The sequence below is a fragment of the Verrucosispora sp. SN26_14.1 genome (assembly GCF_004307965.1).
Classification (GTDB): domain Bacteria; phylum Actinomycetota; class Actinomycetes; order Mycobacteriales; family Micromonosporaceae; genus Micromonospora.
Window position 1 is genome coordinate 1 of the sequence record NZ_SISL01000108.1, and the last position, 15,446, is coordinate 15,446.

The following is a 15,446-nucleotide window of genomic DNA, read 5'->3' on the forward strand; positions in this document are numbered from 1 at the left end:
CCGGTCGACGGTGCCGCGTCGCCCGCCGAGGCAGACGCCACGCCGGCCGAGGCTGAGGGCGGCACCCGTGCCCTCTCCGGCGCGGACCGCTGACAGCCCGCCCGTCGTCCCCGGCCGCACGCCCCGACCGTAAGGAAGGGACCCTTCCTATGCACGAGGCGTTAGTACGGGGCCCTTCCTTACCACCGGATCGCCGAGGGTCTGCCCGCGCCGGGTCGGCCCGACGCCGGTGACTCAGTCGGCGGCGGTACGCGTAGCCTGCGAGATCAGCTCCCACGCCTGGTCCACGTGGACCTCGGTGGTCTGCGGCGCACCGACGGCCAGCCGCAGCGTGTACCGGCCGGCGACCCGGGTGTGCGTCAGATGGACGCGACCGGTGGCGTTCACCGCCGCCAGCAGCCGCTCGTTCGGCTCGTCGTCGCCCCGCAGCCGGAAACAGACCAGCGCGTACGGGTGCCCGGTGACCAGTTCGAAGCGGTCGTCGGCGCGTACCCGGTCGGCGAAGCGGGCGGCCAGGGTGACCCCGCTGCGGATGTGCGCGCGCAGCCCCTCGACGCCGTACCAGCGCAGCACGAACCAGAGCTTGAGCGCGCGGAAGCGCCGACCGAGCGGCACCTGCCAGTCCCGGTAGTCGATCACCGCACCGGACTCGGTGGCCGCGTTGCGCAGGTACTCGGGCAGCACGGTCAGCGCCTCGACCAGCTCACCGGCGTCGGCCACCCAGAACGCGTCACAGTCGAAGCCGGTCAGCAGCCACTTGTGCGGATCGAAGCAGTAGGAGTCGGCGTACTCCAGTCCGTCGTGGCCGGACCGCAGCTCGGGGCAGACCGCCGCCGAGCCCGCGTACGCGGCGTCGACGTGCAGGAAGACGCCGTGCTCGGCGCAGACCGGCCCGATCTGCGGCAGCGGGTCCACGGCGGTGGTGGAGGTGGTGCCGACGGTCGCCACCACCAGGGCGGGGACCACCCCGGCGGCGATGTCCGCCTCGATCGCGGCCCGCAGCGCCGTCGCCGACATGGCCCGGGTCTCCGGGTCCACCTCGATCAGCCGTACGCCCTCGGCGCCGAGCCCGGCGATCCGGGCGGCCTTCTCCACGGAGGAGTGGCCCTCGGTGGAGGTGTAGACCCGGTACCGTCGGTCCACGCCGACCTGTCGCCAGCGTCCCCGCGCGGCCCGGTGCAGCGCCACCAGGGTGGCGACCAGCGTGGCGGAGGAGGCGGAGTCCTGGATGACCCCACCGCCGGGGCCGCTGGAACGGAACTTGCGCGGCAGCTCCATCAGGTCGGCCAGCCAGTCGAGCAGCACCGTCTCCATCTCGGTGCAGGCCGGGCCGGTGGCCCAGAGCATCCCCTGCACGCCGAGCCCGGCGCTGACCATGTCGCCCAGCACGCTGGGTCCGCTGGTGTTGGCCGGGAAGTAGCCGAAGAAGCCGGGATGCTGCCAGTGGGTGAGCCCGGGTGTCACCAGCGAGTCCAGGTCGGCGAGGAGCGCCTCGATGGGTTCACCGTGCGTCGGCGGCCCGGCCGGTAATCGGGCGGCGACGGTGCCGGGTGGATCCGGCGAGGTGACCGGACGCTTGTCGAGGGTGGCCCAGTAGTCGGCGATCCAGTCGACGACCGCGTACCCGGCCTGGCGGAACTCGTCCGGTGTCATGTGCGCTGGCATGCCGGAAGTCGATCAAGAAGTGGGCGCGGTGGCAAGCATACGGCGTGATTGTGCCGAGAAAGCGCTTGCCATAGCATCACAGCTGCGCGGGGCCGCGTAGACCGACATCGATGCGTCGGGATCTCTGCCTTCCAGCGCGGGACGTCACCGTCGGACAGGGCACGCCGTCGGACAGGCGGGAACCGCGCGTGACCTCCTCCGGAGGGACGACCATGCCTCGCACCACCCGCCGAACCGCGCTGCTGGCCACGGCCACCGCCACCATCCTCGCGGCCGGAGGGCTGACCACCCTCACCGCGTCGGCCGCCGCCGCCGGCTGCCGCGTCGACTACCGGGTCACCAACCAGTGGTCCGGCGGCTTCGGCGCCGACGTCACCGTGACCAACCTCGGTGATCCGCTCACCGGCTGGACCGTCACCTGGACCTGGCCCGCCGGTCAACAGGTCAGTCAGGCCTGGAACGCCACCGTCAGCCAGTCCGGCACCCAGGTCACCGCCCGCAACGTGGATTACAACGCCACACTCGGCACCAACGCCAGCACCGCCTTCGGCTTCAACGGCTCCTGGTCCGGCACCAACCCCGCACCGACCGTCTTCGCCGTCAACGGCACCACCTGCACCGGCACGACCCCACCGACCACCACGCTGCCGCCCGTCACACCCACCCCGACCACGCCGCCGCCGACCACACCACCGCCCACCACCCCGCCGGCCGGCGCGATGCAGGCGGAGAACATCGACCGGGGGCTGGTCAGCGTCCGCGCCGGCACCGGCAACCTGGTCTCCTGGCGCCTGCTGGGCACCGAGACCTCCGGGGTGGCGTTCCACCTCTACCGGGGCGGCACCCGGGTCACCGCCAGCCCGCTCACCGGCGCCACCAACTACCTGGACAACGGCGCCGCCGCCGGAAGCGCGTACACCGTGCGGGCCGTCGTCGACGGCGTCGAACAAGCCGCCTCGGCGCCCGCGCTCCAGTTCCCCGCCGGCTACCTGGACGTGCCGTTGCAGATCCCGCCGGGCGGCACCACTCCCAGCGGCGAGGCCTACACCTACGCCGCCAACGACGCAAGCGTCGGCGACCTCGACGGCGACGGCCGCTACGAGTTCGTCGTCAAGTGGGACCCCTCCAACGCCAAGGACAACGCCCAGTCCGGCTACACCGGCAACGTCTACGTCGACGCGTACACCCTGACCGGCACCCGCCTGTGGCGCATCGACCTGGGCCGCAACATCCGGGCCGGCGCCCACTACACCCAGTTCCAGGTGTACGACTACGACGGCGACGGCGACGCCGAGGTCGCCATGAAGACCGCCGACGGCACCCGCTCCGGCACCGGCCAGGTCATCGGCAACGCCGGCGCCGACCACCGCAACTCCAGCGGGTACGTGCTCGCCGGCTCCGAGTACCTGACCATGTTCGACGGCCGCACCGGCACCGCCCTCTCCACCGTGGCCTACGACCCGCCGCGCGGCACCGTCTCCTCCTGGGGCGACAACTACGGCAACCGGGTGGACCGGTTCCTCGCCGCCACCGCCTACCTCGACGGACAACGCCCCTCGCTGATCATGGCCCGGGGCTACTACACCCGCGCGGTGATCGCCGCCTGGGACTTCCGCAACGGCAGCCTGACCAAACGCTGGACCTTCGACTCCGACGCCTCCGGCAACGGCGCCGCCGCCGGCCAGGGCAACCACAACCTCTCCGTGGCCGACGTCGACGGCGACGGCCGACAGGAGATCGTCTACGGCGCCGCCACCATCGACGACAACGGCCGCCTGCTGCACTCCACCGGCACCGGCCACGGCGACGCCATGCACGTCGGCGACCTCGACCCGGCCCGCCCCGGCCTGGAGGTCTTCAAGGTCAACGAGAGCGGCAGCCAGCCCAGCTCCTACCTCGCCGACGCCCGCACCGGACAACGCATCTGGTCCACCCCGGCCGCCGGCGACAACGGCCGGGGCGTCGCCGGCGACATCTGGGCCGGCAGCCCCGGGGCCGAGTCCTGGTCGTCCGCCGTCAGCGGCCTGACCAACACCCGAGGCCAGAACGTCGGCCGCAAACCGTCCTCCACCAACTTCCTGATCTGGTGGGACGGCGACCCGGTACGCGAACTGCTCGACGCCACCCGCATCGACAAGTACGGCCCCGACGGCGACACCCGCCTGCTCACCGGCAGCAACGTGGCCTCGAACAACGGCACCAAGTCCACGCCCGCGCTCTCCGCCGACATCCTCGGCGACTGGCGGGAGGAGGTCGTCTGGCGGACCAGCGACAACCGGGCCCTGCGCGTCTACAGCACACCCACGCAGACCGGCATCCGCCTGCCCACCCTCATGCACGACCTGCAGTACCGGGTCGCCGTCGCCTGGCAGAACACCGCCTACAACCAGCCGCCGCACCCGAGCTTCTTTCTCGGCGACGGCATGAGCACCCCGCCGGCACCCCGCATCTACCTGCGGTGACGTCGAAGGTGAGACAGTACTAGGCAGAGAAACGGACAGGCACCGGGCCGCGATCGCGGAATCCGCACAACCGCAGCCCGGTGCCCCACACCGCGGCACCCCCGACCCGTCCCGACCGGGGAGTGCCGTACCACCACCGGTAATAAAGTTAGGCGGGCTCCGCGTCGCGAGGGTGACGCTGTCGTGAAGATCGTGTTTCGTGCCCACCGAACCGCTGTGACCTGGGTTACTGCCTCAGCGCCGCAAGCCCCCGGCCACCTCGGTCGCGATCAGCTCGAACGACCGCACCCGGTCGACCACGTCGTACACCATCGCGGTCAGCATCAACTCGTCCGCACCGGTACGCGCCAGCAACTCACCCAACTGCCGTCGCACCGTCTCCGGCGACCCGGTCGCCTGACCCTCCCGGCGCTGCACCAAGAACTCCCGCTCCAGGTCCGTGTACGGATACGCCGCCGCCTCCTCCGGCGTGGCGAGCGGCTCCGGCCGCCCCGACCGCAACCGCAGGAACGACAACCCCGCCGGCCCGGACAGCCACTCGGCACGCTCGTCGGTCTCCGCGCAGACCGCGTTCACCGCCACCATCGCGTACGGCCGCTCCAACCACTGCGACGGGCGGAAACTCTGCCGGTACAACGCCAACGCGGGCAGCGTGTTCTGCGCGCTGAAGTGATGCGCGAACGAGAACGGCAACCCCAGCGCACCCGCCAACCGGGCACTGAACCCGCTGGACCCGAGCAACCACACCGCCGGCCGCTGCCCCCGACCCGGGGTGGCCGTGATCGGCCCCGACCCGTCCTCGCTGAAGTACTCCATCAGGTCGGCCAGCTCCCGGGGGAAACCCTCCGCCGACAACCCCTCCATCGTCCGGCGCAACGCCAACGCGGTCACCTGGTCGGTGCCCGGCGCGCGACCGATACCCAGGTCGATACGGCCCGGATGCAACGCCTCCAGCGTGCCGAACTGCTCCGCGACCACCAACGGCGCGTGGTTCGGCAACATCACCCCGCCCGACCCGAGACGGATGTTCTCGGTGTGCGCGGCCAGGTGCGCGAGCAGCACCGCCGGCGCCGACGACGCGATGGCCGGCATGTTGTGGTGCTCGGCCACCCAGAATCGGCGGTAGCCCCACTCGTCGGTGCGCCGGGCCAACTCGGTGGTGTGCCGCAACGCCTCGGTCGCGGAGCCGCCGGCCGCGACAGGGGCCAGGTCAAGGACAGACAACGGTACGTCGATCACACGGCTGCCCAACCCGGCGGATGCCACATTTGTTCCCCACCGGCGGCCGACGTGAATCAGCCCATCCCGCGCGCCTGCTCGAAGATCAGGCTGGTCTGGCTGTGCTGCACGGCCGGATCCACGGCCAGGTAGTCGAGGACGAAGTCCCGCAGCGCCTCCGCCGACGCCGCCCGCACGTGCAACACGTAGTCCTCCGCCCCGGCCACGTGGAACACCGACACCACCCCCGGCAACCGGACCGAACGCGTCCGGAACGCGTCCACCGCCGCCCGCGCGTGCTCGGTCAACCGCACCGACACCAGCGCCTGCAACGGCAACCCCACCGCCGCCGGGTCCACCTCGGCGTGGAAACCCCGGATCGCCCCGCACTCCCGCAACGCCCGGGTCCGCGCCAGACACGTCGACGGCGCCACCCCCACCCGCTCGGCCAGCGCGTTGTTCGGCAACCGACCGTCGGCGGCCAGCTCGGTCAGGATCGCGCGATCGGTGTCGTCCAGGGCCGCGAACGGCCGCACATCGTTCGGAACGAGGGGCATGAAGCCATCCTCCACCGAACATCCTCACTGTGGATAGGGTTAACAGCGAATGATCTTCGGAAGTATTGCCCTCCCGGCGCGAGATGTTCGATCCTTGCCGCCATGACGACCGTGGACACCCGTGCCGTGCACGCCGGCCGCGACGACCTCGCCGCGCTGGGCGTCCACGTGCCCCCGATCGACCTCTCCACCACCAACCCGCTGCCCTCGGTCCACGACGGCGGCGACGCGTACGAACTCCTCGCCACCGGCGGCACCCCGCCACCCGGCACCAGCGCCGTCTACCAGCGGCTCTGGAACCCCACCGTGGCCCGTTTCGAGACCGCCCTCGCCGAACTCGAAGGCACCACCGACTCCGTCGCCTTCGCCAGCGGCATGGCCGCACTCACCGCCGCACTGCTCGCCGCCACCCGCGACGGGAAACGACACCTGGTCGCCGTCCGCCCGCTCTACGGCGGCACCGACCACGTGCTCGCCACCGGCCTGCTCGGCACCGACGTCACCTGGGCCCGCCCCGACGAGGTCGCCGCCGCCGTACGCCCCGACACCGCCCTGGTCGTCGCCGAGACCCCCGCCAACCCCACCCTCGACCTCGTCGACATCCGCACCCTCGCCGACGCCGCCGGCGACGTGCCGCTGCTGATCGACAACACCGTCGCCACCCCGGTCCTCCAACAACCCGCCCGCCACGGCGCCGCGCTCGTCCTGCACAGCGCCACCAAGAGCATCGGCGGACACGGCGACGTCCTCGCCGGAGTCGTCGCCTGCGACCCCCGGTGGGCCGCCCGGCTGCGCCAGGTCCGCGCGCTCACCGGCGCGGTCCTGCACCCGCTCGGCGCGTACCTGCTGCACCGGGGCCTGCAGACACTGCCGCTGCGGGTCCGCGCCCAACAGGCCGGCGCGGAGAAAATCGTCGCCTGGCTCGCCGACCACCCCGCCGTCGAGCGCGTGCACCACCCCGGAATCGACGACCCCGCCGGGCTCATCGGCCGCCAACTCGCCGGCCCCGGCAGCCTGCTCGCCTTCCGGGTACGCGGCGGCGCACCCGCCGCGGCGGCGGTCGCCGGCGCCTGCCGGCTGATCACCCACGCGGTCTCGCTCGGCGGCGTCGACACCCTGATCCAGCACCCCACGTCGCTGACCCACCGCCCGGTCGACGGGGACGCGAAACCCGACGGCGGCCTGCTGCGGCTCTCGGTCGGTCTGGAGGACCCCGAGGACCTGCGCGTCGACCTGGCCCAGGCACTCGCCGTCGCCTGACCCGTCGGGGCGCGGTCAGGACTTCGGCCCGACGTGGCGGTCCAGCACGGCGACCGCCTCCCGGCGCGCGACGGAGAGACTGTTGTGGCGGTTCATCCGCCAGGCCACCCCGAGCAGGTCCAGCGCCCACTGGCACAACCCCATGATGTCGGCCGACTCGTTGACGAACATGTAGCGCGGATAGACGTACGTCCGGCCCCGCACCGTGACCCGGTTGGCGCAGCGGGTCCCGTCGGAGTGGAAGAGGCCACGGACAAAGTGGCCCGCGTGTTCATTCAGGATCTCCCACTGCCAGGAGGTGAGGACGATCGGGCGCTGATGCTTCTTGCCCGGCCCGTGTTGTGGGAGAAGGCACGGCCAGTGGTTGCCGGTGCTCTGTATCGCGACACAGCCCTGCTTCTTGACGCGCTGGACCTTGTTGGCTAGCACCGCCCGCATAGCCGTGTCGCAGGCCTCGATCAGGTCCGGCCAGGCGTCGGCGCAGTAGATTCGCAGCACCGGTACCCGGTCGGTCGTGACGAGGTGTCCGTCGCCGAGATAGAGGCCGAGCAGATAGGCGTAGGACGCAGGGGCCGCCGGCCCGTCCTGGTCGGGGCGGCACCGGAAGCAACGGTCGGCACTGCTGACCATCGTCGGCTCCGAGCGGTCGACGCACCAGTGCCATACGGTGGTGTAGGGGAGTGAGAGGGCGCGCGCCGCCGAGCGGATGTTGTGGCCCTGGGCGAGAAGGTCGCGGACACGTGCCCGCATCTCAGGAGGATGCACGACGACATCATCGAACGCATGTATGACAAAAGTGCCGGGAGCGGGATTCGAACCCGCAAGCCCTTTCGGGCAGAAGTGTTTGAGACTTCCGTGTATGCCGTTCCACCATCCCGGCGGGTGGGGCTTACTGTACCCGACTACGCTCGTGCGGGAGCATGGGTGGTAGCCGTGCAAAAAACGATCGTGGGAGTGGCTCGTGGCCGAGACGCAGACGGATGCCGCGCGCAGGCGGGTACTGATCGCCGAGGACGAGGCGCTGATCCGACTGGACCTGGCCGAGATGTTGGCCGAGGAAGGCTACGAGGTGGTCGGGGAGGCCGGTGACGGCGAGACCGCCGTACGCCTGGCCGAGGAGCTGAAGCCCGATCTGGTCATTCTCGACATCAAGATGCCGATCATGGACGGACTGGCCGCCGCCGAGCGGATCGCGGGCGCCCGGATCGCCCCGGTGATCATCCTGACCGCGTTCAGCCAGCGTGACCTGGTCGAGCGCGCCCGGGCGGCCGGCGCGATGGCGTACCTGGTCAAGCCGTTCCAGAAGTCCGACCTGGTGCCGGCGGTGGAGATCGCCCTCTCCCGTTACTCGGAGATCGCCGCGCTGGAGGCCGAGGTCGCCGGGCTCAACGACCGGCTGGAGGTTCGCAAGACCGTCGAGCGGGCCAAGGGCGCGTTGATGACCACCTACAACATGACCGAGCCGCAGGCGTTCAAGTGGATCCAGCGCACGGCGATGGACCACCGGATGACCATGAAGGAGGTCTCCGAGCGGATCCTCGCCGAGACCGCCGGTGGTGGCGAGGTCACCCGACCGGCTCCCTGACCGCCCGCCGTCACGGGGCAGTCGCGGGGTCCGGCGGCCGTTAGCATCTGGCGACATGGGTGCCCGGCGTTCCACGCTGACGCGGCGATCCGGGGCGCGTCGGGTGGGCGTGTTCCGTGTTCGGCGGTTGTTCCTGGTGGTGTGTGGCCTGCTGGCGGTGACGCTGGCGGGGTGTCCGACGCCGCAGCGGGACGACGCCGGCCCGGGGCCGGCGCGGCTGTCCTGGGAACGGGTGGAGGTGCCGAACCCGTCGGAGTCGGGCCGGGTCCTGGTGCGGGACCTGGCGGTGTGTTCCGGTCACTGGTATGCGGCCGGGGCGGTGGCGGATCCGGCGGGTGCGACCCGTCCGGCGGTCTGGTCCAGTCTGAACGGTGCGACGTGGACGCCGGTGCCGGTGATCGCGGATTCGTTCTACGGGCGGCAGAGCGTGCTGTTCTCGGTCGGCTGTCGGGACGGCGCGGTCGCCGCGGTCGGCGGCAAGGTCGGCGGTGCGCACGGCAATCCCCGGGTGAGCACCTGGTGGCAGCGTCGGGACGGCACGCTGGTCGAGGTGGCGGCGTCGTTCGAGCTGTACGGCGGCCCGAAGGCGGTCACCGTGTCCCGGCTGACCGGCGGCCCGGACGGGTGGTTGATCGTCGGGAACCGGGCCAGCGGGGCGGCGGCGTGGGTGTCGCCGGACGCGGCGGAGTTCGCGATCGTCGAGGGCGCCCCGGAGCTGGCCAGTGACGGCCAGGGCGTGACCTGGGCGTTCGACGCGGTGGCCGGGCCGTCCGGCTGGTTGGCGGTGGGTGGGCTGCTGGCGCCGGGGCGGATCGACCGGGATCCGGCGGCGTGGACCTCCTCGGACGGGCGTACCTGGCGACGGACGGTCCTGCCGGGCGGCCAGGAGTACGAGGAGATGCAGCGGGTGGTCCTGGTGGACGGGGTGCCGCTGGGAGTGGGGCTGCGCGGGCGGGCGTTCGGCGCGTGGCGTCAGGACGCGGCCGGGTGGACGGCGGCGGGCGGGTTCGGCCAGGTGGACGGCGGGGTGCCGTCGGTCGGTGGGGTGGCGGTGTCCGCCGGGCAGGTGCTGGCGGTGGTCTCCGACGGCGAGCGGTACGGCGGTTGGCTCTCCGGTGACCGGGGCGACAGGTGGCGGTCGGTGGAGTTGCCGGTGGCGGCGCCGGTCGGGGCGGCGCGGGCGGTGGCCCTGTCGGCCGAGGGTGGGCGGTGGTGGTTGGCGGTCGACGACGGGGCGCAGACCTCGGTGTGGGTGGGGCGGCTCGACCCGCCTTCGGAGTGAGGCGGCCGTTACTCTCGGTGGTTTTCGGAGCGGAAACCTGATCTTCACGTGGGCGCCCTACGGCATGTCTGTCCGGGTGTGTCGGCGGTGTTCCGGGGTGTTCCAACTGGCGGACAGGTATCGGCTAACGACCGGTCAGCGGATTGACCTGTTACGGGAGTGGCAGGGTTGACGGCTCTCTTCGTAACGGTTTCGCAGACCCCGCTCCGACCTCTTCCTTGGCCGAATGAGTGTGGGTACGCTCCGCCAGCACGAGCCGTAATGCAGGGGGCGTCCCTGCCCGGTGTGCGGTGGACGGGCCACACCTTGTCGCCGCCCCGCCGGGTCCCGGTGCCCACCTGCTTCTGGAGGAGGTCAGGAAGCCGTGAGGCGAAGCTATTCAAGGGCGCTGGGTACTGCCGCGCTCGCCGCGGTGCTGGTCGCCGCCGCCGGGTGTCAGGACGCCGGTGGTAGCGGCGACAACACCGCGTCCGGTGACTGCGGTGGCAAGATCGCCATCTTCGGTGCGTTCACCGGTGACAACGCGGGTCTGGTGCTGCCGTCGCTGAACGCCGCGAAGCTCGCGATCAAGCAGCACAACGAGGCGAACGCCGACTGCAAGGTCGAGATGGTCGAGTTCGACACCCAGGGTGACCCGGCGCAGGCCACTCCGGTCGCGAACCAGGTCGCGGGTGACACCTCGTTCCTCGGTGTCATCGGTGGTCACTTCTCCGGTGAGTCGGACGCCACCATGCCGGTCTACGAGGCCGCCGGTCTCGTGATGGTCGCCCCGTCGGCGACCCGGACCGACCTGACCCAGAAGGGCAACAAGTCCTTCTACCGGGTGGTCGGCAACGACGGCACCCAGGCGGGCGCCGTGGCGACCTACCTCAAGGGCGAGAACGCGCAGCGCGTCTTCCTGATCGACGACGCCAGCGCCTACGGTGCCGGTATCACCGCCGAGCTGACCAAGAACCTGGGCGCCACGGTCGCGGCGAGCGACAAGATCCAGGAGCGGCAGTCGCAGTTCGAGGCGACGATCTCCAAGATCAAGGCGGCGAACGCCGACTTCGTCTTCTACGGTGGCTACACCCGTGAGGCCGCGCCGCTGGTCCGCCAGATGCGTGCCGCCGGTGTGCAGGCGAAGTTCATCGGTCCGGACGGTCTCTACGACCCGGCCTTCCCGGCCGGTGCGTCCGGTGGCGCCGACGGCTCCATCATCACCTGCCCGTGCCTCCCGCCGGACAAGGCCGGTGGCACCTTCACCGCCGACTACCAGGCCGAGTACGGCCAGCTGCCGGGTTCGTACGGTGCTGAGGGCTTCGACGCCGCGCAGATCTTCATCGACGCCTTCAAGGACGGCAAGAAGTCCCGTGCCGAGATCCTGGAGTTCGTGAAGAACTACGACAAGCAGGGCGTGTCGAAGTACATCAAGTTCGACGCCAACGGCGACGTGGACCCGTCGAGGGTCGTCATCTGGGCGTACCAGATCAAGGGCACGGAGATCTCTCCGCTGCAGGAGCTCAAGCTCAGCTGACGAACAGTATCGGGGTGCGGCCGGGGTGATCCCCCGGCCGCACTCGATGCAAGGAGACCTGGTGAATTTCGCGGACCTCTTCAGCCACATCGGTCAGCACACCGTCGACGGGTTGTCCAAGGGGGCGATCTATGCCCTGATCGCTCTCGGCTACACCCTGGTGTACGGCGTCCTGCGCCTGATCAACTTTGCTCACTCCGAGGTCTTCATGGTCGGTACCTTCGCGGTGCTCGGCCTCTGGACCGCACTCGGGGTGGAGAACAACCCGCCGCTCGGCCAGGCGGTGCTCTTCCTGGTACTCGGCCTGATAGTCGCGGCGATAGCCTCCGGCGGTACGGCTCTGGCGATCGAACGGGTCGCGTACCGACCGTTGCGGCGCAAGAACGCGCCGCCCCTCATCTTCCTGATCACCGCGATCGGTCTGTCGTTGGTACTGGTGGAGGTCTTCGGCCTGGTGCTGCCGAAGCTGCTGGGCGACCTGGTGCCGTCCATGTTCGGCCGGGGCCGGATCATCCTCGGCATGCCGACGATCATCGAGCAGAAGACGCTCTTCACGATCGGCAACACGGAGATCAACAATGTTCAGTTGATCGTGATCGTGTCCGCCGTGGCGATGATGGCGGTGCTCGACTGGTTCATCAACCGCACCCGGTACGGCCGGGGTGTGCGGGCGGTGGCGCAGAACCCGGAGACGGCGGCCCTGATGGGCGTCAACCAGGAGCGCGTGATCATGCTGATCTTCGTGCTCGGTGGCATCATGGCGGGCGCGGCGGCGCTGTTGTGGGGCATGCGTTTCGGCTTCACGCAGAACAGCATCGGTTTCGTGCTCGGCCTCAAGGCGTTCACCGCAGCCGTTCTCGGCGGCATCGGTAACCTACGCGGCGCGTTACTGGGTGGGCTGTTCCTCGGCATCGTCGAGGTCTACGGCGCCACCATCTTCGCGTCCAACTGGGAGGACGTCATCGCCTTCGTGGTGCTGGTCATCGTGCTGATGTTCCGCCCGACCGGCATTCTGGGCGAGTCGCTGGGGAGGGCCCGAGCATGATCGACAAGATTCGTGACCTGGACCGTAAGCGCACCAACGCCCTGCACTCGGTCGGCGACCGGTGGCGGGCGTTGCCGAAGTGGCAGCGGGCGCTGTCCTTCGTGGCCTTCGTGATCTTCCTCTACTACCTGCCGCTGCTCGGCATTCCCGGCCTGACCTGGCTGCGGACCGACTCGATCTCGGGTGGTAGCAACTGGGCCGGTGTGCTCTTCACCTGCGCCGTCTACGTGCTGGTGGCGATCGGTCTCAACGTCGTGATCGGCCTGGCCGGTCTGCTGGACCTGGGGTACATCGGCTTCTTCGCCATCGGCGCGTACGCGGTGGCCCTGTTCGGCTCGGTGAACTCGCCGGTCGTGAAGTGGATCCAGGCGGAGTTCAACCTTCCGACGACCTGGGCGGTGGCCTGGGCGATCTGTGTGTTCATCGCGTTGGTGATGTCGCTGATCTCCGGGGTGATCCTGGGCTGGCCGACGCTGCGGCTGCGCGGTGACTACCTGGCCATCGTGACGCTCGGCTTCGGCGAGATCATCCGGATCGTGGCCCGTAATCTGGAGGGCGTCACCCGGGGCCCGCAGGGCATCTCGGCGATCCCCGGCCCGGAGGGTCCGCCCTCGCCGGACAACCAGATCTTCGGCCTGGTCGACGTCAAGCCGTGGTACTGGCTGGCGATCACCGTCGTACTGCTCATGGTCTTCGCGGTGCGCCGGCTGGAGAACAGCCGGGTCGGCCGGTCCTGGCTGGCCATCCGGGAGGACGAGGACGCCGCGGCGGTGATGGGCGTCTACCCGTTCAAGTTCAAGCTCTGGGCGTTCGCCATCGGTGCGGCGCTCGGCGGTTTCGCCGGCTTCCTCTTCGCCAGCCGCTACGCCTTCATCGACCCGACCCAGTTCAACGTGAACCTGTCCATCCTGTTCGTGGCGATGGTCGTGGTCGGTGGGTCCGGCAACATGGTGGGCGTCTCGGTGGGCGCGGTGCTGCTGGCGTACCTTCCGGAGCGGTTCCGTGAGGTCGCCGACTACCGGTGGCTGGCCTTCGGTCTGGCCATGGTGCTGGTGATGATCCTGCGTCCGCAGGGCCTGATCCCCAGCACGCGCCGGGCCCGCGAGCTGAAGGACCGTGCGGCGGAGGCAGAGGAGGCGCCCGCTCATGTCTGACGAGACCAACACCCCGTCCGACGCGACCGAGACCACGGCGGCGCCGAAGATCCCGGCGCAGCCGGGACCACGCAAGACGCTGCTGGAGATCGACGACGTCACGCTGCGCTTCGGTGGCGTGGTCGCGCTCAACGGGATCAGCTTCGAGATCAACGAAGGCGAGATCCTCGGCCTGATCGGGCCGAACGGCGCCGGCAAGACCACCTGCTTCAACGTGATGACGGGGGTCTACAAGCCGACGTCGGGCGCGGTCCGGTTCCGCGGTGAGCGGGTCACCGGCCGTAAGCCGCACCAGATCAGCCGGTTGGGCATCTCCCGGACGTTCCAGAACATCCGGTTGTTCCCGGAGATGTCCGCGCTGGAGAACGTCATGGTCGGGACGGACTCCCGGCACAAGACGAGCGTGCCCGGCGCGCTGTTCCGGCTCTACCGGGTGCGGCCCAAGGAGGAGGAGCTGCCGCAGGTCACCGCCTCCGGCGGGATCGTGCGGACCTGGCAGCAGGTGCGGCGTACCTTCGCCAGGACCTTCGGTCTGTCCCGCCACATCCTGGAGGAGCGGGCCGCCGAGGACAAGGCGATGGAGCTGCTGCGCTTCGTCGGCATCGCCGACCGGGCGAACGACGCGGCCCGCAACCTCCCGTACGGCTACCAGCGACGACTGGAGATCGCCCGGGCGCTCGGCACCGAGCCGAAGCTGCTCTGCCTGGACGAGCCGGCGGCCGGGTTCAACCCGGCCGAGAAGGAGGATCTGCTCGGGCTGATCCGCCGGATCCGGGACAAGGGCGTGACGGTGCTGCTGATCGAGCACGACATGCGGCTGGTGATGGGTGTCACCGACCGGATCGTGGTGCTGGAGTTCGGCACCAAGATCGCCGATGGTCTTCCGGCCGAGGTCAGTCGAGACCCGCGGGTGATCGCGGCGTACCTGGGGGAGCCCGCCGATGCTGCTTGAGTTGAACGACGTCAGCGTCTCGTACGGTCGGATCGAGGCGTTGCACGGCATCAGCCTCACCGTCAACGAGGGCGAGGTGGTGGCCCTGATCGGTGCCAACGGCGCCGGCAAGACCACCACCATGCGGGCGATCTCCGGTATCCGTTCGCTGTCCGGTGGCCGGATCACCTTCGACGGCGAGGACATCAGCAAGCTCCGTGCCGACCTGCGGGTGGTCCGGGGCCTGTGCCAGTCGCCCGAGGGTCGGCAGATCTTCCCCGGCATGACGGTGCTGGAGAACCTGGACATGGGGGCGTACACCCGGCGGGACCACGCCGGCATCGCCGCCGACCTGGAGAAGGTGCTGGAGCTCTTCCCCCGGCTGCGCGAGCGGCGCAAGCAGGCCGGTGGCACGCTCTCCGGTGGTGAGCAGCAGATGCTCGCCGTCGGCCGGGCGCTGATGAGCAGGCCGAAGCTGCTGCTGCTGGACGAGCCGTCGATGGGCCTGGCCCCGATGATCATCCAGCAGATCTTCGACATCATCGTGGAGATCAACCAGCAGGGCACCACGGTGCTGTTGGTGGAGCAGAACGCGCAGCAGGCGCTCTCCCGCGCGCACCGGGCGTACGTCCTGGAGACCGGGCGGATCGTCAAGGAGGGGACCGGGCAGGAGCTTCTGCACGACCCCTCGATCAAGGAGGCGTACCTGGGCGTGGCCTAGCCGCCGCGTGCCGTCGACGGCCGCCCGTCCCCGCGTCCGGGGGCTGGCTC

At 70.3% G+C, this 15,446-nt stretch carries 13 protein-coding genes and 1 tRNA gene; 9 read left to right on the plus strand and 5 right to left on the minus strand.

What is annotated here, in order from left to right; translation table 11 throughout:
* Window positions 1–234: 234 nt before the first annotated feature.
* Entirely contained in the window at window positions 235–1,665 is a 1,431-nt protein-coding gene (locus tag EYA84_RS12705; RefSeq protein WP_236145734.1) for a pyridoxal-dependent decarboxylase, read from the minus strand.
* A 212-nt stretch (window positions 1,666–1,877) separates the two neighbouring features.
* Here EYA84_RS12705 and EYA84_RS12710 point away from each other — a divergent pair, with 212 nt between their 5' ends.
* On the plus strand, window positions 1,878–4,127 hold the full coding sequence (locus EYA84_RS12710) for a cellulose binding domain-containing protein (protein ID WP_131053248.1): 2,250 nt from the start codon (window positions 1,878–1,880) through the stop codon (window positions 4,125–4,127).
* A gap of 234 nt (window positions 4,128–4,361) precedes the next feature.
* On the opposite strand, the gene EYA84_RS12715 is transcribed toward EYA84_RS12710, so the two are convergent.
* Both EYA84_RS12715 and EYA84_RS12720 read right to left on the minus strand, forming a co-directional pair.
* The gene (locus EYA84_RS12715; protein ID WP_394347565.1) at window positions 4,362–5,366 is read right to left on the minus strand and encodes an LLM class flavin-dependent oxidoreductase; all 1,005 of its coding nucleotides are present in this window, start codon (window positions 5,364–5,366) and stop codon (window positions 4,362–4,364) included.
* A 56-nt stretch (window positions 5,367–5,422) separates the two neighbouring features.
* Window positions 5,423–5,902: an Lrp/AsnC family transcriptional regulator gene (locus tag EYA84_RS12720; protein ID WP_131053250.1), complete on the minus strand. Its 480-nt coding sequence runs from the start codon at window positions 5,900–5,902 to the stop codon at window positions 5,423–5,425.
* A 102-nt stretch (window positions 5,903–6,004) separates the two neighbouring features.
* Between EYA84_RS12720 and EYA84_RS12725 the strand changes: the two genes are divergently transcribed.
* Complete coding sequence (locus EYA84_RS12725) at window positions 6,005–7,162, plus strand: PLP-dependent aspartate aminotransferase family protein (protein WP_131053251.1); 1,158 nt, start codon at window positions 6,005–6,007, stop codon at window positions 7,160–7,162.
* A 15-nt stretch (window positions 7,163–7,177) separates the two neighbouring features.
* Here the strand turns inward: EYA84_RS12725 and EYA84_RS12730 are convergent, their stop codons facing one another.
* Together EYA84_RS12730 and EYA84_RS12735 are read right to left on the minus strand one after the other, a co-directional pair.
* Window positions 7,178–7,912: a transcriptional regulator gene (locus EYA84_RS12730; RefSeq protein WP_236145735.1), complete on the minus strand. Its 735-nt coding sequence runs from the start codon at window positions 7,910–7,912 to the stop codon at window positions 7,178–7,180.
* A 47-nt stretch (window positions 7,913–7,959) separates the two neighbouring features.
* Window positions 7,960–8,042 (minus strand) — tRNA-Leu (locus EYA84_RS12735).
* An 81-nt stretch (window positions 8,043–8,123) separates the two neighbouring features.
* Between EYA84_RS12735 and EYA84_RS12740 the strand changes: the two genes are divergently transcribed.
* The 7 genes from EYA84_RS12740 to EYA84_RS12770 all read left to right on the plus strand — a co-directional run bounded on the left by EYA84_RS12740 (window position 8,124) and on the right by EYA84_RS12770 (window position 15,396).
* Window positions 8,124–8,747: an ANTAR domain-containing response regulator gene (locus EYA84_RS12740; RefSeq protein ID WP_131053253.1), complete on the plus strand. Its 624-nt coding sequence runs from the start codon at window positions 8,124–8,126 to the stop codon at window positions 8,745–8,747.
* Window positions 8,748–8,856: 109 nt separating this feature from the next.
* On the plus strand, window positions 8,857–10,029 hold the full coding sequence (locus EYA84_RS12745) for a hypothetical protein (protein WP_131053254.1): 1,173 nt from the start codon (window positions 8,857–8,859) through the stop codon (window positions 10,027–10,029).
* A 364-nt stretch (window positions 10,030–10,393) separates the two neighbouring features.
* On the plus strand, window positions 10,394–11,545 hold the full coding sequence (locus tag EYA84_RS12750; protein ID WP_131053255.1) for a branched-chain amino acid ABC transporter substrate-binding protein: 1,152 nt from the start codon (window positions 10,394–10,396) through the stop codon (window positions 11,543–11,545).
* A 46-nt stretch (window positions 11,546–11,591) separates the two neighbouring features.
* Window positions 11,592–12,590 (plus strand): branched-chain amino acid ABC transporter permease, encoded by a 999-nt coding sequence (locus tag EYA84_RS12755; protein WP_394347566.1) that lies wholly within the window; start codon window positions 11,592–11,594, stop codon window positions 12,588–12,590.
* Entirely contained in the window at window positions 12,587–13,744 is a 1,158-nt protein-coding gene (locus EYA84_RS12760; protein WP_131053257.1) for a branched-chain amino acid ABC transporter permease, read from the plus strand. The genes EYA84_RS12755 and EYA84_RS12760 overlap by 4 nt, the downstream gene beginning before the upstream one ends.
* On the plus strand, window positions 13,737–14,696 hold the full coding sequence (locus EYA84_RS12765; protein ID WP_131053258.1) for an ABC transporter ATP-binding protein: 960 nt from the start codon (window positions 13,737–13,739) through the stop codon (window positions 14,694–14,696). The genes EYA84_RS12760 and EYA84_RS12765 overlap by 8 nt, the downstream gene beginning before the upstream one ends.
* On the plus strand, window positions 14,686–15,396 hold the full coding sequence (locus EYA84_RS12770) for an ABC transporter ATP-binding protein (RefSeq protein ID WP_131053259.1): 711 nt from the start codon (window positions 14,686–14,688) through the stop codon (window positions 15,394–15,396). Before EYA84_RS12765 ends, EYA84_RS12770 begins: the two co-directional genes overlap by 11 nt.
* Window positions 15,397–15,446: the final 50 nt, after the last annotated feature.